Here is a 19,183-nt window from a genome sequence, read left to right as displayed (position 1 = left end):
CCTGACAGACTTCCAAGACACAGGGACCCATAACCACAGGGTTGCGTTGTTGAGAGCAGGCTGTGGCCCCAGCGTCGCACAACAATCACCTTCGGTGGTTATGGATCCCGGCTTTCGCCGGGACGACAGCAGAGCAAGCGCAACCCGCGACACCGCTCTGGCCGGAACCGTCCGACACGAGTAGGCTTCCCAACAAACACGCGTGTCAGGGAGGCACATCATGAGCGAGCTCAACCATCTTCGCCCCAGCGGCCTGCATCACAATCCGGCTTACTCCCACGTCGTCGTCGTCTCCGGCGCGCGCACGATCTACATTTCGGGACAGGTCTCGGTCGACGAGGAGGGCCGCGTGGTCGGCGCCGGCGATCTCGCCGCGCAGACGACGCAGGTGATGCAGAACCTCGGCATGGCGCTGAAGGCCGCCGGGGCCAGCTATTCCAATATCGTCAAGATCACGACCTTCGTCGTCGGCTACAAGCCGGAGCTCCGTCCCATCATCGGCAAGGCACGCTCGGCGTTCTTTGAGGGCATGGAGCCGCCGGCCTCTACGCTGGTCGGCGTCACCGCGCTCGCGGCGCCGGAATGGTTGATCGAGATCGAGGCGGTGGCGGTTGCTGATTGAGGGGGCATCGTGACGCTGAGTACCGTCACCCTGAGGAGCGCGCATCGCGCGCGTCACGAAGGGCGACGGCCCGAGTCTTTCCGGTCATCCTTCGAGGCTCGCTCCGCTCGCACCTCCAGCGACAAAGGCGAGGCCTTTGCGCGGGGATGACGTCAACGATGAATTACTCCTCCGCGTTTTTCAGCGGCCCCTCATAGGCAATGCCCCTGATCACGGCGGCATTGCCGAACTTCTTGCGCAGATTGTCCATCGCGCGTTCGGCGTGCGCCGAGCGGCGGTCGAGCATGTCGGAATCATTGGCCTGTGCGCCCGGGCGCAGCGCGCTGACGCCGGTGCCCATCAGGCGGAAGGCGGTGCCGTCGATCTCCTTCGCGAGCATCTCGCGCGAGACCGCAAAGATCTTGGCGGCAAGCTGGGTCGGGGTCTGGATCGATTGCGAGCGGGTGCGCTGGCGGAAGTCCGCGGTCTTCAGCTTCAGCGTGATGGTGCAGCCCGAGAGCTCGCTGGTCTTCAGCCGCGCCGAGACTTTCTCGGACAGTTTCCAGAGCAGTTTCTCCAGCGTTGCGAAGTCGCGGATATCGGTCTCGAAGGTGGTCTCGCTCGAGATCGTCTTGGCGCCGCGGTCGGCCACCACGCTCCGGTCGTCGATGCCGCGCGCCAGCCGCCACAGCCGGCGGCCTTCGCTCGCGAACTGCTTCATCAGTTCGTTTTCGTCGGCGCGCTGCAGGTCGGCGATGATGCGGAAACCGCGCTGCACCAGCTTCTCCTGGGTCGCAGGGCCGACACCGTAGATGAACCCGACCGGCTTGCTCGCCAGCATCTCGCGCGCCTCGTCCTGGTCGAGCGCAGCGAAGCCCCTCGGCTTGTCGAGGTCGGAAGCGATCTTGGCGAGGAACTTGTTGCAGGACAGCCCGACCGACACCGTGATGCCGATGTCGCGCTCGACATCGCGGGCAAATTTGGCGAGCACCTTGGCCGCGATCATGCCGTGGACGCGCTGCGTGCCGGCGAGATCGAGGAAGGCTTCGTCGATCGACAGCGGCTCGACCAGCGGCGTCAGCGCCTGCATTGCCTGCCGCACCTCGCGTCCGACCCGGACATACTTCGCCATGTCCGGCGGGATCACGGTCGCGTCGGGGCAGAGTTCCAGCGCCTTGAACATCGGCATCGCCGAGCGGACGCCGTAGGTGCGGGCGATGTAGCAGGCGGCCGACACCACGCCGCGCTTGCCGCCGCCGATGATGACCGGGCGATCGGCGATATCAGGATTGTCGCGCTTCTCGACGGTGGCATAGAACGCGTCGCAGTCGATATGCGCTAGCGCCAGCGCGGGCAGAGCGCGATGACGCACCAGCCGCGGCGAGCCGCAATGGCCGCACCGCTTCACCTTGATATCGAGATCGCCGAGGCAGTCTCGGCAGAAACTGAGGGGGCCGTCGGAAGCTGCCGCTGCCGTCGTCACGGCACGTCGCGCTCCCATTTCGGGTCGCCCAGTGCCTGACGGGCGGCAGCGATGTTGGTCGGGTGCAGTTCCGAGGCCTTGGCAAACGCCGTCACGGTGGCGTCGTCGCGCATCACGAAATCGAGCACGCTCGCAAGAAATTGAGGATCGGACGCGGCGTTCCGCAGCGTCTCTGGACCGATTCCAGTTTCGGCCAGGAACAGGCCCAGCCGCTCGGGATCGCCGGCAATGAAGCCGAGCGCCTGAATCGCAACGATTTCAGCAACTTCCCGGGGGTTGTGAACAGGCTTTTTCAACGCGCCGGTTTGCCTTTCCGTTAACTTATGGTCTCTATTGAGAAGCCCATCATGCCCGAGTCTTCCGCATGTGTTCAAGCAACGGAAACCACGCTGCGGAAGTTGGACTTCGGGTTAACGGGTTAGAGCGATTCTGGCGCTAGTTTGAATTCACATTTTCGACGCGCCCCGAGCGCGGTGCGTGAGGTACCGCAGCCGGGCCCGTCTCCTGGGTTTGGGAGGGACGGGATGGCCAAAACCGTCCTGATCGTGGAGGACAATGAGCTCAACATGAAGCTCTTTCGCGATCTGTTGGAAGCGCACGGCTATCAGACTTCGGGCACCAGCAATGGCTTCGAAGCGCTTGATCTTGTCCGCAAGCTGCGCCCCGACCTGATCCTGATGGACATCCAGCTACCCCAGGTTTCCGGTCTCGAGGTCACGCGCTGGATCAAGGACGATCCCAATCTGCGCACGATTCCGGTGGTCGCGGTCACCGCCTTCGCCATGAAGGGCGACGAAGAACGCATCCGCGAGGGCGGCTGCGAAGCCTATTTGTCCAAGCCGATCTCGGTCGGCAAATTTATTGAGACTGTCCGACGCTTTATCGGATAGGGGAGTTGTGGTGCAATGTCTGCGCGTATCCTCGTGGTCGATGACGTTCCGGCGAACGTCAAGTTGTTGGAAGCCCGTCTGTCAGCCGAATATTTCGATGTGCTGACCGCTTCCAACGGGAGCGAGGCACTGGAAATCTGCGCACGCGCCGAATGCGACATCATCCTGCTCGATGTCATGATGCCTGATATGGACGGCTTCGAGGTCTGCCGCCGGCTGAAGTCGAATCCGGCGACCCATTTCATTCCCGTCGTCATCGTCACCGCGCTCGACAGCCCGGCCGATCGCGTGCGCGGCCTTGAAGCCGGCGCCGATGACTTCCTGACCAAGCCGGTGTCCGACGTCGTGCTGATCGCGCGCGTGCGCTCGCTGACGCGGCTGAAGATGATGACCGATGAACTGCGCATGCGCGCCATCACCTCGCTCGAGATCGGCATGCAGGCGCCCGAGCGCAGCGCGATCGCCGACAAGGGCACCGGCGGCCGCATCCTTCTGGTCGACGACCGGCCGTCGTCCTACGAGAAGCTGGCGCCGATCCTCTCTGCCGAACACACCGTCGACGTCGAGATCAATCCGTCGGAAGCCTTGTTCCATGCCGCCGAGGGCAATTACGACTTGCTGATCGTGTCGCTCAGCCTCGACAATTACGACGGCCTGCGGCTGTGCAGCCAGGCCCGCTCGCTGGAGCGCACGCGCCAGGTCCCGATCCTCGCCATCTCGGATGCCGACAACAACACGCGGCTGATGCGCGGGCTCGAGATCGGCGTCAACGACTATCTGCTGCGTCCGGTCGACAAGAACGAACTCCTGGCCCGGGCGCGTACCCAGATCCGCCGCCGCCGCTACACCGATCATCTGCGCGACAATGTGCAGAACTCGATCGAGATGGCGATCACGGATGCGCTGACCGGTCTCAATAACCGGCGCTACATGGAAAGCCACCTCGCGACGCTGGCGGAGCAGGCCTCGATCCGCGGCAAGCCGCTGGCGCTGATGATCCTCGACATCGACTACTTCAAGGCGATCAACGACACCTACGGCCACGATGCCGGCGACGACGTGCTGCGCGAATTCGCCGTCCGTATCCGTAAGTCGATCCGCGGCATCGATCTCGCCTGCCGCTATGGCGGCGAGGAGTTCGTCATCGTGATGCCCGAGACCGACCTGCATGTCGCCGGCATGGTCGCAGAGCGGCTGCGCCGCTCAATCGCGGGCGAGCCCTTCACCGTCGACAAGGGCGGCAAGCGGATCACCGTCACGATCTCGATCGGTCTCACCACGCTGGAGCGCAAGGGCGAGCTGGTCACTGATGTGCTCAAGCGCGCCGACACCGCGCTCTATCGCGCCAAGCACGACGGCCGCAACCGCGTGGTCTCGGCCGCCGCGTAGCGCGATCTCGTAGCCCGGATGCAGCGAAGCGCAATCCGGGGTGTCGCGCCGCTTGCACGAGCTTCCCGGATTTCGCGGAGCCTGTCATCGGGCGCGCGTTCGCGCGACCCGTTGGCTCCATCCGGGCTACGAAGTGCCCTTAGCGGCCGTGCTTCACCGCGTCATAGGCCATCCGCTTGAACTCGAACGAGAACGGATGGACGAACGCCATCTGGCGCTGCGCCATCATGACGCCGGCGATGCCCGTTTTGGGCGAAATCCACCACTGCGTGCCTGCGACGCCGCCCCAATAGAGCTCGCCGGCGGCGTCGGGATGATCGATCGGGGAGGGGTTGAGGATCAATCCGCCGGCGAGACCGTAGGTCTTGCCGGGCTGCTCGCCCATCATCGCAAAGCGGATCCATTGGCCGGGTGTGAGCTGGTTCGTCATCGCCTGCGCGATCGTCTCCGGCTTCAGCAGCGTCGGCCCGCCGGGCAAGAGGCTGCGGATCAGCGCGACCATGTCATGCAGTGTCGAGACGAGACCGCCGCCGCCATTGAAGCGCGGCACCGGGCGCAGATAGGCGCCGGGATAGGGCGCGTTGTCGGTGCGCGTCAGTCCGGGCTTCATCGGATCCATTAGATCGGCGCCGGCGTAATAGGCGACGAGCCGGTTGTGGTCCTTCTCCGGAACATAGAAGCCGGTGTCGACCATGCCGAGCGGATCGAGGATACGCGCCTTGATGAACTTGTCGAACGGCTGGCCGCTCACGACCTCGACCAGCCGTGCGACCACGTCGATGGCAACGGAATATTCCCATGACGAGCCGGGATGGAACACCAGTGGCAGATCGGACAGACCGTCGACCATGTCGGCGAGCGTCGTCATCGGATTGAGGATCTTGCGCTCGTTGTAGGCCTTGAAGATCGGGGTGCCCGGATCGAACAGGCCGTAGCTGAGGCCGGCCGAGTGGCTCAGCAGGTGGCGAATGCTGATCGACCGCTGCGCCGGCTCGGTGTCGTCGATCGACGTCGCACCCGGCCGCAGCACCTTCCGGTTTCTGAGCTGCGGGATGAAGGTCTCGATCGGATCGTCGAGCCGCAAGCGGCCTTCCTCGACCAGCAGCAGCGCCGCGCAGGAGGTGATCAGCTTGGTGTTGGAGAAGACGCGGAAGATGTGATCGGTGCGCAGCGGAATCTGCGCTTCCTTGTCGGCCCATCCGACGCAGCCCGTGTCAGCGATGTCGCGCCCGACCAGAACCGTCCAGGAGATGCCGGACAGGAGATCGTTGTCGATATAGCGCTGCATGGCGGCGCGCGCCGGCGCGAAATCATAGCCGGTGGCCGTCACCTTCAGATCTTCCATGGTCGTTCCCCTGTTGTGCCGCAGATCTTCTGTGTAGCAGGTCTTTGCGCGGTCGCTGTCAATCTCGCCGGACGGAATATCCAGTCGGGAATGCTGTCGCCTGCGGTCGGCGCAACCAACCAAACCTGACTTCCGCACGCAACCGGATTTATCCGGCGCGTTTCTTACCCGCGGGGGCGGGGCTGCCGACCTTGACGCCTGCATTTGCCAGCAACACGCGGGCGGCTTCCCTGGCCGCGCGCGCCATCGCCGGATCGTCGCGCACCAGATCCTGCGCGATCGATCCATCGACCAGGAGCGTGAGCTGGGTCGCAAGTCTCTCGGCGTCGGCGACGCCGAGCTGACGCAGCAGATCTCGAAACCAGAGCCGGCGGCTTTCCTTGAAGGCGATTGCGATGTTCCTGAAGGTGCGGTCCTCGTCCTCCGGCCCGAGCTCGGCCACCGCATTCACGAACGGGCAGCCGCGAAAATCCTTCGCCGAGAACCGTCGCTCCAGCGAATCGAACGTTGCAAGGATCTGCTCGGCCGGCGGCTTGTCGGAGGAGCGGGGCTGCACGAAGCGGCGCTGCAGATAGGCCTCGATCAGCGCGTCCTTCGACGGGAAGTGGTTGTAGAGCGTGCGCTTGCTGATGCCGATCTCGGCCGCGATGGTGTCGACGCCGATGGCGCGAATGCCTTGCAGGTAGAACAGTCTGTCGGCGGTCTCGAGGATCCGCTCTTTCATGGTCTGTTTGGGAGGCGGGGAAGCCATGCGCCAGCCGTGATCCTCTTCGCTTGACAGTCGGCCCCCTGTATAGCCTAAGTACACAGGTCTGTGTAACCAAAACATGCATCAATCGCAGGCCATGGCACGCGTGCCGTGCCGTTATGGGAGAACAAGAACAATGCCCCTGTTGCAGGTCCTGCGTCCCACGCTTCCCATCCTGATCGGCGCCTCCATCATGCTCACGCTGAGCATGGGGCTGCGGCAGAGCCTCGGCATCTTCATGCAGCCGCTCACGCACGACATCGGCATCTCGATATCCCACTTCACGCTGGCGCTCGCGGTGCAGAACCTCGCCTGGGGTTTTCTGCAGCCGGTCGCCGGCGCGATGACGGTGCGTTACGGCTTTCGCCCGATCATGGTGGTCGGCGCGCTCGCCTACATCGCGGGCCTCGTGCTGATGACGACGGCGCATGGGCTCGTTGCCATCATGATCGGCGCCGGTGTCCTGATCGGCCTTTCGCTCGCCTGCACCGCGAATGCGATCGCAATGTCGGTCTCGGCGCGCGCGGTGCCGGAGACGGTACGCTCGACCGTGCTCGGCATGGTCTCCGCCGCGGGCTCGCTCGGCGCGCTGCTGTCGGCGCCGATCGGCCAGATGCTCAATGAAGGTTTCGGCTGGCGCGTCGGGCTTGCCGGCTTCGTGATCCTCTCGGTCTTCATGATTCCGGCTGCGTTGTACGCCGGCCGCGTCGACAAGATCCCGCTGCCGAAGCCCGCGGCCGACGATATCGGCAACGCCACTGCGGCGACCGCGGCGAAGACCGCGTTCAGCAACGCAGCCTTCGTGGTGATGACCTGTGCCTACATGGTCTGCGGCATGCAGCTCGTCTTCCTCACCACGCATCTGCCGTCGTATCTCGCGATCTGCGGGCTCGATCCGATGCTGAGCGCGCAGACGCTCGGCATGATCGGCGGCTTCAACGTGCTGGGCTCGCTGTTCTTCGGCTGGGCCGGCCAGCGTTGGAACAAGCTGGCGCTGCTCGGCGCGATCTACATCCTGCGCTCGCTGGCGCTCGCCTGGTACTTCATGCTGCCGGCAACGCCGGGCTCGACGTTGCTGTTCGGCGCCATCATGGGCTTCCTCTGGATGGGCGTCGGTCCGCTGGTCGCGGGCGCGGTGGCCGAGATGTTCGGGCTGCGCTGGCAGGCGATGATCCAGGGCCTTGCCTTCATGAGCCACCAGGTCGGCAGCTTCCTCGGCGCTTACGGAGGAGGGCTGATCTATGACTCGCTCGGCTCCTACACCATGGCCTGGCGCATCGGCGTCGCGCTGGGCCTTGCCGGCGGCATCATCCAGCTCGCCTTCGCGCTGATCCGCCCGGCGCAACCGCCGCTGCTGAAGGCCGCCTAGTTTCCAATCCGGGCAACCGGCGACTGCCCCATGCGAGGGCAGTCGCCGGTTTCTGCCTATTTTTCCATCGATCGCTTGCTGCGAGAACGTGCAATGGAGCGCCGAGACGCTCCCTGCGCGGTTTGAAATCACAACATCTTCAAACTGTTACTCCGCACGCGGCGGTGGCACGAATCTTGATTGAATTTGGCTAAAATCGTGCCGGAAGCCGACGCTGAGGTTTCCGGCCTGGGGACCCATGGGAAGGGCTGGCCGCGATGAGGCTAGTCGCCGTCAATCTCCAGCCATCCGCGCACCGCGGCCTTCGCCGCGCCGCCGAGCAGGGGGCCCTTGTGCCTCACGTCCGGCTCAATGTCGCGACGACTTCGGCGCTCACGCTCCGGACGCGCCGCGCCCATTCCGAACGCCAGCATTTCTTGTGATGGGAGGTCGATGATGGAGTCTGCGACATACACGCGCCGGAAGCTCGTGAGAATCGTGGTTGCCCTGCTGGGGGTGGCCGTTCTTTGCCTGCTGTTCAGCGAGCTCGCGCTCGCTGAGGATGCGGCGGCACCGCTGGCTTGCGGCGGCAAGATCCTCGAGAAGTGCACGCCGAATTCCGGTGACACCGCCTGGATGCTCACGTCCGTCGCGCTCGTCCTGATGATGACGGTCCCGGGGCTCGGTCTGTTCTATGGCGGCATGGTGCGCAAGAAGAATGTCGGCGACACCGTGATGACCAGCTTCGCCGTCACCTGCCTGGTCACGATCCTGTTTGCCGTCCTCACCTACAGCCTGGCGTTTCGTGCCGGCACGCCGTTCATCGGCGGCCTGGATCGCATGTTCCTCAAGGACATCCTGAGCGACATCGGCAAGGGGGGCATCGGCAATCCCAATCCACTCGCCGCGACCATTCCTGAGTCCGTTTACATCTGCTTCCAGATGACGTTCGCCATCATCACGCCGGCGCTGATTGCCGGCGCGTTTGCCGAGCGGATGAAGTTCTCCGCGATGCTCTGGTTCATCGGGCTGTGGGCGATCTTCGTCTATGCGCCGATCGCGCACTGGGTCTGGGGCCCTGACGGGATCTTCTCGGCGGGTAACGACGCTGCGTATGTCAAAGTTCTCGATTTCGCCGGCGGCACCGTTGTGCACATCAATGCCGGCGTGGCCGGCCTGATGTGCGCCATCATGCTAGGCAAGCGCGTCGAGACGGGGCCGGCGCACAATATGGTGCTGACCTTCATTGGCGCCTCGCTGCTGTGGGTCGGCTGGTTCGGGTTCAACGCCGGCTCCGCTGTCACGGCCGGAATGCAGGCGGGCATGGCCATGCTGGTGACCCAGATCGCCACGGCGGTGGCGGGCTTCACCTGGATGCTGGTGGAATGGGCGTTGAAGGGCAAGCCGACCGTCGTCGGAATCTGTTCGGGTGCCGTGGCGGGCCTCGTCGCGATCACGCCGGCCTCCGGTTTCGTCGGGCCGGTCGGCGCTTTCGCGATCGGCATCGCCGCCGGCGTCTGCTGCTACTGGGGATGCACCGGCTTGAAGCGCATGTTCAGCTACGACGATGCGCTGGACTGCTTCGGTGTCCATGCCCTTGGCGGCATCGTCGGGGCGCTGCTGACCGGGGTGTTCGCGGTCGAGCAGTATGGTGGAACGGCAGGCGTTCTGGAAGGAAATCCCGGGCAGTTCCTCAATCAATGCATCGGCGTCGCGACGGTTTTCGTGTATGATGCCGTGGTGAGCCTGATCATCCTGTTCGTGATCAATCTCTTCGTCGGGCTTCGCGTGACGCGGGACATCGAGCGCGAAGGGTTGGATCTGGCACTGCACGGCGAGGTCGTGCAGTAGACTTTGGCGGCATTCCGCGCAGCCGGCGATCTTCGCCGGCTGGCGCGGATCTAAGCTGTTCGGGGTGATCCGATGAACTGGTTCTATTGGAACACAGCGTGGTCGCTGTTCTTCAGCCTCATTTGGTTCATGACGATCACACACAATCCGGATGCAGAGATCGCGGACGCGCATCTGCGCGATGAGGCGTTCAAAGGTTAGCTCCGATAGTAGCGCCACATCCTGAGGAACGTCCGGTGGATCTCGTCGGGCGTCCGGTCGAATGGCTCCAGATTGACGCGGACCACGCCACGATGGTCCATGCGCCACGGCAGGCGCATCAGCAGCCGGTAGGCCGGCCGCTTGCGCCAATCGGCCACCAGCGCGCTGCCGAGCGGCCCGCTGAGTGCGATCTGCAATTCGTGAACGGTCATCGCGCGCTCGGCGATCTCGACGAGGTCGATGCGCGTGATAGCGCGCCAGCGGATCAGCCCGAAGGCCTGGATGAAGATGCCGTACTGGTTGGCCCCGATCGTCGGACGACCGGCCTCCAGCAGGGGGATGTTGTAATAGGTGAAGCCGCCCGCTGCCGCCGCCGGCGCCAGCCAATAGATCGCGCCCGTGATCCAGGTCGCGGTCAGAAAGATCGCGGCGAGGGCTGCCGTGACATAGACCGGAAAGTAGATGTCCTCGCGGCCGTAAGCGACCGAGTAGCCGCCGACGTTTCCCTCGTCCAAGGTTGCGATCATCTGAGCCCTGCGCCCGGGACTGGTCCGGGAATCATAAGGGATGACGCAAGCCTAGAAAGCAAAAACGGGGCCGCGAGGGCCCCGTTTGAAACGTCGGAAGCAGCCGATCTTACTTGATCTTGGCTTCCTTGAACTCGACGTGCTTGCGCGCGACCGGGTCGTACTTCTTCTTGACCAGCTTGTCGGTCATGGTGCGCGAATTCTTCTTGGCAACGTAATAGAAGCCGGTGTCGGCCGTCGACACGAGCTTGACCTTGATGGTGACCGCCTTGGCCATGTGCAAAACCTCGAAAATCGGGGGAATTCGGGAGCCGGCCAAATCGGCCCGCGTTTGGCCGGGAAACTAGCCAGAAACCGCCCAAAGTCAAGGATTTCTGAGCCAAGATCACCCCGATTCCGGGCCTATTACCCCTCGAAGAACTGATTTTTCGGCCGCGGCAGGCCCAAATTCTCGCGCAGGGTCCGACCTTCGTACTGAGTGCGGAAAATCCCGCGCCTTTGCAGTTCCGGCACCACCTTGTCGACGAACTCGAACAGGCCCTGCGGCAGATAGGGGAACATGATGTTGAAGCCGTCGCTGCCGCGGCCGGTCAGCCATTCCTCCATCTGGTCGGCGATGGTCTGCGGCGTGCCGACGAAGGCGAGCCCGCCATAGCCGCCGACGCGCTGCGCGAGCTGGCGCACGGTGAGCTTGTCGCGCGCCGCGACATCGACGAGGCGCTGCCGGCCGCTCTTGCTTGCATTGGTTTCGGGGATCGGCGGCAACTGTCCGTCGGGATCGAAGCCGGACGCATCGGTGCCGAGGATCACCGACAGCGAGGCGATCGCGCTATCGTAATGCACGCGGCTGTCGAGCAGCGCGCGCTTCTCTTTGGCTTCCTCGACGCTGTCGCCGACCACGACGAAGGCACCGGGCAGGATCTTCAGATGCTCGGGATCGCGGCCGATCTTCTCCATGCGGCCCTTGATGTCGGCATAGAGCTTCTGTCCGTCGGCCAGGCTGCCGCCGCCGGTGAACACGGCTTCCGCCGTCTCGGCCGCCAGCTGCCTGCCGTCATCGGAGGCTCCGGCCTGCACGATGACAGGCCAGCCCTGCACCGGGCGGGCGATGTTCAGCGGGCCGCGCACCGAGAGATATTGGCCCTTGTGATTGAGCACATGCATCTTGACGGGATCGACGAACAGGCCTGACTCGACGTCGCGCACGAACGCATCGTCGGCGAAGGAATCCCACAGGCCGGTGACGACGTCGTAGAACTCGCGGGCGCGCCTGTAGCGCTCGGCGTGCTCCATGTGATCGTCGAGGCCGAAATTCAGCGCCGCGTCCGGATTGGACGTGGTGACGATATTCCAGCCGGCGCGGCCGCCCGAGATGTGGTCGAGCGAGGCGAAGCGCCGCGCGACGTGATAGGGTTCGTCGAAGGTGGTCGAGCCGGTCGCGATCAGGCCGATATTCTCGGTGACGGCGGCGAGCGCCGAGAGCAGCGTGAACGGCTCGAACGAGGTCACGGTGTGGCTGCGCTTCAGCGCATTGATCGGCATGTTCAGCACGGCCAGATGGTCGGCCATGAAGAAGGCGTCGAACTTGCCGGCCTCGAGCTTCCTGATCAGCGTCTTGATGTGGTCGAAGTTGAAATTGGCGTCGGGCCAAGCCCCGGGATAGCGCCAGGCGCCGGTGTGGATGCTGATCGGCCGCATGAACGCGCCGAGCTTGAGTTGACGCTTCGCCATTGCCCCGTTCCGTGCTTGATGTCGTTAGCGGAACAGATAGGGAGGCCTCTCGCGGCGCGCCATCGGGAAGATTATTTTGTTTTTGGCCGCTCTCTCGACATTGTCATTCCGGGCATCGCACAGCGATGAACCCGGAATCTCGCGCCGCAATCTCGGGATTCCCGGTTCGATGCTGCGCATCGCCCCGGAATGACGAGGATCATCTTACGCCCCCAGCACGTCCTTCTGCATCTTGCCGCCGTAGAAATGGAAGAACGGCACCGGCGCGTCGTGGCGGAGCGGGCCGGTAGCGAGACGGCGGTCGAGCTCGGCGAGCACGTTCTTGGTCATGGCATGCGCGTCGGCGAGCGGCTCGGAGCCGATCTCGACCCAGACCAGCTCAACCAGTTCGGCATCGGCATGCACCACGCCCTCGACACGATGCGCGATGGTCGAGGCGTCGGCGGTGAAGAAGCGCGTGTCGAAGCGGCGGACGCGGCCGGGCGGGGTGATCGCGCGCGCGATCAGGAACAGGCCGGACGGATCGGGCAACAGACCTGCATCGGCGAACGCCGCCCAGGGCCCGTCGAGCTTGTGCCGCTTCTCGACCTTGCGGCCGAGGCAGAGTCCGGTCTCTTCGCAGGCCTCGCGGATCGCGGCGTTGGCTAGCGCACGTGCGCGGCCGGGCGTGATCTTCGGGCTGCCCTTCAACAGATTGGCTTCGAGCTCCGGCGTGATCGGCGCTGCGACCGGCACGCGGTTGTCGGCCTTGTCGACGCGGCCGCCGGGGAAAACGAACTTGCCGGGCATGAACACCACCTTGTCGTGGCGCTTGCCGACCAGCACCTTCGGCTTGGCGCCGGAGCGATCGATCAGGATCAGCGTCGCCGCATCCTTCGGCCGGAAATACGCATGATGATCGGCTTCTTTTTCGCCCTGGTGGACGACAGCGGCAGGTGCGGCAGCTTCAGTCATTTCATCCCTTTCATTTCTTCTTGCGGCCCGGTTTAGCTAGACCGGCGGGATGTCGCTAGGGGGATTCTCATCAAAGCCATGCATGCGCAGGGCCCATTGCAAGCCGATCACGGCTCCCTTCACCGGCTGCAACAGTGCCAGCGATGCGAACAGCGTAAACGGCAGATAGATCGCAAGTTGCAGCCACACCGGCGGCGAATAATTGGTCTCGATCCACAGCGCCATCGGTACCACGATATGGCCGACGATAACGATGACGAGATAGGCAGGCAGATCGTCGGCGCGATGCGGCGTGAAGTCGAGGTCGCAGACCGGGCAATGGCCGTCGCATTTGAGAAACTTGCGGAACAGTCTGCCATTTCCGCAGCGCGGACAGCGGCAGCGGAACCCGCGCTTCATCGCGCTCCACACGTCGCGCTTCTCGGGCTCGGCCGCTTCGCGAGTCCAGACCACCGTCGGCGGTGTCACTTCCATGACTTGCCTCGCTTCGATTTGCCGGACTTCTGCTGCGCCGGCTTGCGATCCTTCTTGTTGCGCGATTTCCGCTCCTTGTGCGCCTTCTTGCCAGATCCTTTCGGTCCCTTGCCAAATCCGGCGGCACGGCGCTCGGCCCTTACGCCGTCGCGTTTTCTGCCGCGCGGAATTGCCTGACCATCGGATAATAACTCAAACCGCAGCGCGCCGGCGATCGGCGCGGCCTCGACCAGCCGCACATCGACGACGTCGCCGAGCCGATACATGGTGCCGCTGCGCGTGCCGATCAGCGCGTGGCGGGTTTCGTCGTAGTTGAAATACTCGCTGCCGATGGTGCGGATCGGGATCAGGCCGTCGGCGCCGGTGTCGTCCAGCTTCACGAACAGGCCGGATCGCGTCACGCCGGAAATGCGGCCCTGGAACGAGGCGCCGACCTTATCGGCAAGGAAATGCGCGATCAGCCGGTCGGTGGTCTCGCGCTCCGCCTTCATCGCGCGGCGCTCGGTGACGGAGATCTGCGCGGCGATCTCGGCGAGCGTCTCCACGGTTTCATCCGTCGGCAAGGCGCCTTCGCCAAGCCCGAGCGCGCGGATCAGCGCGCGATGCACGATCAGATCGGCATAGCGACGGATCGGCGAGGTGAAGTGCGCGTAGCGGCGCAGGTTCAAGCCGAAATGGCCGTAGTTCTCGGCGGAGTATTCGGCCTGCGCCTGCGAACGCAGCACCACCTCGTTGACCAGCGGTTCGTAGTCCTCGCCGGCAACCTGCGCCAGCACGCGGTTGAATTGCGTGGGACGCAGCGCGCCCTGCTTGGTGAAGGGCAGGTCGAGCGTCTTCAAGAATTCCTGCAGGTTGTGCACCTTCTCCTGGCTCGGCTCGTCGTGCACGCGGTAGATCAGCGGCAGCGCCTTCTTCTCGAGCATCTCGGCCGCGGCGACGTTGGCGAGGATCATGAACTCCTCGATCAGCCGGTGCGCGTCGAGCCGCTGCGGCACGATCACGCGATCGACGGTGCCGTCGGCCTTCAGCAGGATCTTGCGCTCGGGCAGATCGAGATCGAGCGGATCACGCTCGTTGCGTGCAAGCTTGACGAGCTCATAGGCCGACCACAGCGGTTTGAGGATCGGATCGAGGATAGGGCCCGTCGTGTCATCGGGCCTGCCGTCGATCGCGGCCTGCGCCTGTGCGTAATGGAGCTTTGCGGCCGAACGCATCAGCACGCGGTGGAAGCTATGCGAGCGCTTGCGGCCGTCGGCGCCGATCACCATCCGCACCGCCAGCGCGCCGCGCGGCTCGCCTGGCACCAGCGAGCAGAGATCGTTGGAGATGCGCTCGGGCAGCATCGGCACGACGCGATCAGGGAAATACACCGAGTTGCCGCGCTGCAAGGCGTCGCGGTCGAGCGCCGAGCCGGCCCGCACATAGTAGGCGACGTCGGCGATCGCGACATGGACGATGAAGCCGCCCTTGTTGTTCGGATCATGATCGACTTCCGCATGCACCGCGTCGTCGTGATCCTTGGCATCCGGCGGATCGATGGTGACGAGCGGCACGTCACGCCAGTCCTCACGGCCCTGCAAGGTCGCGGGTTTTGCCTCTTCCGCTTCGCGCAGCGCAGAGGACGAGAACACCTGCGGGATGTCGTGGGTGTTGATCGCGATCAGGCTGATCGCCTTTTCACTGGCAATCGAGCCGAGCCGCTCCTTGACGCGGGCGGAGGCCAGCCCATAGCCGCGGGTGCGGATCAGGTCGACGCTGATGAGATCGCCGTCCTCGGCGCCGCCGCTGTCGGCCTTGGCGATGTTGAGCTCGCGGCCGGCCTGCTTCTTGTCGACCGGGATCAGGCGCCCGCCGCCATCGGGATTGCGGCGGAAGATGCCGAGGATCCGGGTGCGCCCGTGATCGATCACCTTGATGACGCGGCCGCGATAGGGCGTGCCGTCTTGCTCGTCCGTGACTTCGACGCGCAGCAGCGCGCGGTCGCCGACGCCGGCGATGGTGCCGGGCTTCGGCCGCCGCGGCGTCTCGATGCGGATTTTCGGGGCGGTGCCGTTCTCGTCCGAGTCCCACTCGGCGGGCGTGGCGATCAGCTCGCCGTCGCTGTCGCGGCCGGTGATGTCGGCCAGCAGGGTCGGCGGCAGCGCCGCCGGCTCGTGAATCTTGCGGCCGCGCTTGGCGATCGTGCCGTCGTCGGCGAGTTCGCGGAGGATCCGCTTCAGCTCGACGCGGTCGGCGTTCTTCAGGCCGAACTCGCGCGCGATCTCGCGGGTGCCGAGCTTGCCTGGATTGGCGCGGATGAAGGCGACGATGGCGTCCCGGCCCGGAAAGCCATGGTCGGGTTTTCGTTTCACTTATCCTCGTGCCTTGCCGGCGCTCTTCTTCGCGGGCGCTTTCGCTGGTGCCGATGATTTTGCAGGCGACGTCTTGGCACCGGAGGCGACCGGCGCGCGCGCCTTGCTGGTCGCATCCGTCTTCGGCTTCGCCGCGGCCTTCTTCGACGCAGCCTTCTTGACGGGCTTGGCCTCGGCGTCGCCGTCAGTCTCGGTCGCCTCGGACTTGGCTTTCTTCGCCTTGGCGGGCTTTTCCGCCTTCGCCTTCTTGGCCTTCTTGCCGCCGCCCTTGGCCGCGCGCTCGTCGATCAGCGCGATCGCTTCCGCGAGCGTGATCTGGTCGGGCGTGCGGTCGCTCGGGATGGTCGCGTTGACGCCGCCGGCGGCGACATAGGCACCGTAGCGGCCGTTCTTCAGCGCGACCGCGCCGAGCGTCGGGTGATCGCCAAGCGGCTTGCCGGGGTCGGCGCCGAAGCGGCGACCGCTCGGGCCCTTGGCAATCTTCTCCGCGATCAGCGTGACCGCGCGGTTCAACCCGATGTCGAACACCTCGTCGCCGGCCTCGAGGCTGGCATAGGTCTTCTCGTGCTTGACGAACGGCCCGAACCGGCCGAGGCCGGCCGTGATCGGCTGCCCGGTTTCCGGATGCTTGCCGATCTCGCGCGGCAGCGACAACAGCTTCAGCGCCAGTTCGAGATCGACGTCCGCCGGCGAGGTGCCTTTTGGAATGCCCGCGCGCTTCGGCTTCTCGCCTTCGGCGTAATCCTTCTGCTCGCCGAGCTGGATGTAGGGGCCGAAGCGGCCGGCCTTCACCGTGACGTCGAAGCCGGTGTCGGGATCGGTGCCGAGCACGCGGTCGGCGCTTTCGGCGCTGTCGGCCGCGAGCGGCCTTGTGTAGCGGCATTCCGGATAGTTCGAGCAGCCGACGAAGGCGCCGAACTTGCCGGCCTTGAGGTTAAGCCGGCCGGTGCCGCAGGTCGGGCACTGCCTGACGTCGCCGCCATCGGCGCGCGGCGGATAGATGTGCGGGCCGAGCATCTCGTCGAGCGCGTCGAGCACCTCGGCGACCCGGAGGTCCTTGATGTCGTTGACCGCGCCGATGAAGCCGCGCCAGAAGTCCTGCAGCACTTGCTGCCAGGCGATCTCATTGTTGGAGATGCGATCGAGCTGCTCCTCGAGATCGGCGGTGAAGTCGTATTCGACATAGCGCGAGAAGAAGTTCTCCAGGAACGCAACCACGACGCGGCCCTTGTCCTCGCCGTGCAGCCGCTTCTTCTCGAGCTTGACATAGCCGCGGTCCTTCAGGACCTGCAGGATCGAGGCGTAGGTCGAGGGGCGGCCGATGCCGAGCTCTTCCATCCGCTTCACCAGCGAGGCTTCCGAGAAGCGCGGCGGCGGCTCGGTGAAGTGCTGGGTGACGGCGAGGCTCTGGCGCTTCACGGCCTCGCCCTCGCTCATCGCGGGCAGGCGGCGCGAATCCTCGTCCTCCTCGTCGTCGCGGCTTTCCTGATAGAGCGCGAGGAAGCCGTCGAACTTGATGACCTGGCCGGAGGCGCGCAGGTCCAGCACGCGGGAGCCGGCCTTGGCCTCGATGTCGACGGTGGTGCGCTCGAGCTCGGCCGACTCCATCTGGCTCGCAATGGTGCGCTTCCAGATCAATTCATAGAGCCGCGCCTGATCGGCATCGAGCCTTCGGCCGATGGTGGCCGGGCGACGCGACAGATCGGTCGGGCGGATCGCTTCGTGGGCTTCCTGCGCGTTCTTGGCCTTGGCCTGGTACTGGCGCGGGGCGTCCGGCACGTAGGCGTTGCCATAGTCCTCGCCGATCACCTTGCGCGCCTGCGTGATCGCTTCGGGCGCGATCTGCACGCCGTCGGTTCGCATATAGGTGATGAGGCCGGTGGTCTCGCCGCCGATGTCGATGCCCTCATAGAGCCGCTGCGCGATGCGCATGGTGTGCGCCGGCGCGAAGCCGAGCTTGCGGCTCGCTTCCTGCTGCAGGGTCGAAGTGGTGAAGGGCGCCTGCGGATTGCGCCGCGCCGGCTTGGCCTCGACGGTCGCGACCTTGAACAGCGCGGCCTCGATCGCCTTCTTGAAATCCTCGGCTTCCGCGCCGGAGCCGATGTCGAGCCGTGCGATCTTCTTGCCGTCGGCGCCGACCAGCCGCGCCTCGAAGGCTTCGCCGCGCGGCGTCAGCAAGGTCGCGACCAGCGACCAGTACTCCTTCGGCACGAACTTCTCGATCTCGAGCTCGCGGTCGCAGACCAGCCGCAGCGCGACCGACTGCACGCGGCCGGCGGAGCGGGCGCCGGGCAGCTTGCGCCACAGCACGGGGGAGAGGGTGAAGCCGACCAGATAGTCCAGCGCGCGACGCGCCATATAGGCGTCGACCAGCGCGCCATCGATCTGGCGCGGCGCCTTCATCGCCTCGGAGACGGCCTGCTTGGTGATGGCGTTGAACACCACGCGCTCGACCTTCTGGTCCTTCAGCGCGCGCTTCTCCTTCATCACCTCCAGCACGTGCCAGGAGATTGCCTCGCCCTCGCGATCAGGGTCGGTTGCGAGGATCAGGCGGTCGGCCCCCTTGAGCGCCTTGGCGATGTCGTTGAGCCGGCTCGCGGCCTTGGCATCGACCTCCCAGATCATCTGGAAATTGGCGTCGGGATCGACGGAACCATTCTTGGCCGGGAGGTCGCGAACATGGCCGAACGACGCCAGGACCTCGTAGGAGGACCCCAGATATTTGTTGATCGTCTTGGCCTTGGCCGGCGACTCCACAATGACGATATTCATGTCATTCCAATAGCTTACGGGAAAACTTGAAGGCGGATTCCGCTAGACTCGCGGCCCGCCGTGTCGGGGCGAACATGGGTGCTGGGGCGGTCCCTGTCAAATCGCCAGATATTGAAGGGCGTTGCCAAGCTGTGGAGTCTCTATCCCAAGGGTTGCAAAATGCGTCCTAGAGTTGCGGCCGGAAAGGGCGTATCTCTTTATATATAGGGTGGGAATCGGACTAGGCCTTTTGAGCAGCACAGGGGCTGCCGAAAGCGGTGGTGCTTGAGCCGAGAGGCCGCGGCGTACTGGATCGCCGCATCTACCGGTGTCGTCCCTGCGAAAGCAGGGACCCATACGCCGCAGCGGATGTTGTTGAAGCGACTCGTCGTTCCAACATCGCGCAACGATCAACGTCGGTGGTTATGGGTCCCTGCTTTCGCAGGGACGACACCGAATAGGTGGCACGGTCAGTGAGGCAAACTTCCGCATTCTCGCGACGTGATCGCCCGAGCTTTGCTCTTCGTTCCGCCCTCCCT

17 protein-coding genes are annotated in these 19,183 nt (G+C 64.8%); 6 read left to right on the top strand and 11 right to left on the bottom strand.

Annotated elements, in window-relative coordinates; translation table 11 throughout:
- The first annotated feature begins 220 nt into the window (after positions 1-220).
- The gene (locus tag QJT82_RS20305; RefSeq protein WP_028341035.1) at positions 221-622 is read left to right on the top strand and encodes a RidA family protein; all 402 of its coding nucleotides are present in this window, start codon (positions 221-223) and stop codon (positions 620-622) included.
- Between the two features lie 163 nt (positions 623-785).
- On the opposite strand, the gene QJT82_RS20300 is transcribed toward QJT82_RS20305, so the two are convergent.
- Positions 786-2,102: a DNA polymerase IV gene (locus QJT82_RS20300; protein WP_051447886.1), complete on the bottom strand. Its 1,317-nt coding sequence runs from the start codon at positions 2,100-2,102 to the stop codon at positions 786-788.
- Positions 2,081-2,380 carry a DUF3572 domain-containing protein gene (locus QJT82_RS20295; protein ID WP_028336391.1) on the bottom strand — a complete coding sequence of 100 codons (300 nt, stop codon included), beginning with the start codon at positions 2,378-2,380 and terminating at the stop codon, positions 2,081-2,083. The genes QJT82_RS20300 and QJT82_RS20295 overlap by 22 nt, the downstream gene beginning before the upstream one ends.
- A 228-nt stretch (positions 2,381-2,608) precedes the next feature.
- Here QJT82_RS20295 and QJT82_RS20290 point away from each other — a divergent pair, with 228 nt between their 5' ends.
- Both QJT82_RS20290 and QJT82_RS20285 read left to right on the top strand, forming a co-directional pair.
- On the top strand, positions 2,609-2,974 hold the full coding sequence (locus QJT82_RS20290) for a response regulator (protein WP_028341033.1): 366 nt from the start codon (positions 2,609-2,611) through the stop codon (positions 2,972-2,974).
- Positions 2,975-2,989: 15 nt separating this feature from the next.
- A complete protein-coding gene (locus QJT82_RS20285; protein ID WP_028341032.1) occupies positions 2,990-4,363 on the top strand; it encodes a PleD family two-component system response regulator in 1,374 nt (457 codons plus the stop codon).
- Positions 4,364-4,502: 139 nt separating this feature from the next.
- On the opposite strand, the gene QJT82_RS20280 is transcribed toward QJT82_RS20285, so the two are convergent.
- Together QJT82_RS20280 and QJT82_RS20275 are read right to left on the bottom strand one after the other, a co-directional pair.
- A complete protein-coding gene (locus tag QJT82_RS20280) occupies positions 4,503-5,708 on the bottom strand; it encodes a serine hydrolase domain-containing protein (protein WP_028341031.1) in 1,206 nt (401 codons plus the stop codon).
- A 148-nt stretch (positions 5,709-5,856) separates the two neighbouring features.
- Positions 5,857-6,459 carry a TetR/AcrR family transcriptional regulator gene (locus QJT82_RS20275; RefSeq protein WP_028341030.1) on the bottom strand — a complete coding sequence of 201 codons (603 nt, stop codon included), beginning with the start codon at positions 6,457-6,459 and terminating at the stop codon, positions 5,857-5,859.
- Between the two features lie 133 nt (positions 6,460-6,592).
- On the opposite strand from QJT82_RS20275, the gene QJT82_RS20270 reads away from it, so the two are divergent.
- From QJT82_RS20270 to QJT82_RS20260, 3 genes are all read left to right on the top strand, one after another.
- On the top strand, positions 6,593-7,825 hold the full coding sequence (locus QJT82_RS20270) for an MFS transporter (RefSeq protein ID WP_028341029.1): 1,233 nt from the start codon (positions 6,593-6,595) through the stop codon (positions 7,823-7,825).
- A 432-nt stretch (positions 7,826-8,257) separates the two neighbouring features.
- The gene (locus tag QJT82_RS20265) at positions 8,258-9,655 is read left to right on the top strand and encodes an ammonium transporter (protein ID WP_028341028.1); all 1,398 of its coding nucleotides are present in this window, start codon (positions 8,258-8,260) and stop codon (positions 9,653-9,655) included.
- Positions 9,656-9,727: 72 nt separating this feature from the next.
- On the top strand, positions 9,728-9,856 hold the full coding sequence (locus tag QJT82_RS20260) for a hypothetical protein (protein WP_256527872.1): 129 nt from the start codon (positions 9,728-9,730) through the stop codon (positions 9,854-9,856).
- On the opposite strand, the gene QJT82_RS20255 is transcribed toward QJT82_RS20260, so the two are convergent.
- The 7 genes from QJT82_RS20255 to topA form a co-directional block, all read right to left on the bottom strand.
- Entirely contained in the window at positions 9,853-10,383 is a 531-nt protein-coding gene (locus tag QJT82_RS20255; protein WP_028341027.1) for a hypothetical protein, read from the bottom strand. The two genes, QJT82_RS20260 and QJT82_RS20255, sit on opposite strands and share 4 nt — an antisense overlap.
- A gap of 109 nt (positions 10,384-10,492) precedes the next feature.
- Positions 10,493-10,660, bottom strand: coding sequence for a 50S ribosomal protein L33 (gene rpmG, locus QJT82_RS20250; RefSeq protein WP_018271988.1), 168 nt, complete (start codon positions 10,658-10,660; stop codon positions 10,493-10,495).
- A 128-nt stretch (positions 10,661-10,788) separates the two neighbouring features.
- A complete protein-coding gene (locus tag QJT82_RS20245) occupies positions 10,789-12,114 on the bottom strand; it encodes an LLM class flavin-dependent oxidoreductase (RefSeq protein ID WP_028341026.1) in 1,326 nt (441 codons plus the stop codon).
- 204 nt (positions 12,115-12,318) lie between these two features.
- On the bottom strand, positions 12,319-13,068 hold the full coding sequence (locus QJT82_RS20240; protein WP_028341025.1) for an NUDIX domain-containing protein: 750 nt from the start codon (positions 13,066-13,068) through the stop codon (positions 12,319-12,321).
- A 36-nt stretch (positions 13,069-13,104) separates the two neighbouring features.
- Positions 13,105-13,542 carry a DUF983 domain-containing protein gene (locus tag QJT82_RS20235; RefSeq protein WP_028341024.1) on the bottom strand — a complete coding sequence of 146 codons (438 nt, stop codon included), beginning with the start codon at positions 13,540-13,542 and terminating at the stop codon, positions 13,105-13,107.
- The gene (rnr, locus tag QJT82_RS20230; RefSeq protein WP_028341023.1) at positions 13,533-15,893 is read right to left on the bottom strand and encodes a ribonuclease R; all 2,361 of its coding nucleotides are present in this window, start codon (positions 15,891-15,893) and stop codon (positions 13,533-13,535) included. Before rnr ends, QJT82_RS20235 begins: the two co-directional genes overlap by 10 nt.
- Positions 15,894-18,665 carry a type I DNA topoisomerase gene (topA, locus tag QJT82_RS20225; RefSeq protein WP_028341022.1) on the bottom strand — a complete coding sequence of 924 codons (2,772 nt, stop codon included), beginning with the start codon at positions 18,663-18,665 and terminating at the stop codon, positions 15,894-15,896.
- Between the last annotated feature and the right edge of the window lie 518 nt (positions 18,666-19,183).

The organism is Bradyrhizobium sp. Mp19, from assembly GCF_029952935.1.
Lineage (GTDB): Bacteria > Pseudomonadota > Alphaproteobacteria > Rhizobiales > Xanthobacteraceae > Bradyrhizobium > Bradyrhizobium elkanii.
Note: the sequence above shows the minus strand (reverse complement) of the source record. Positions and strands in the feature narration are given on the sequence as shown.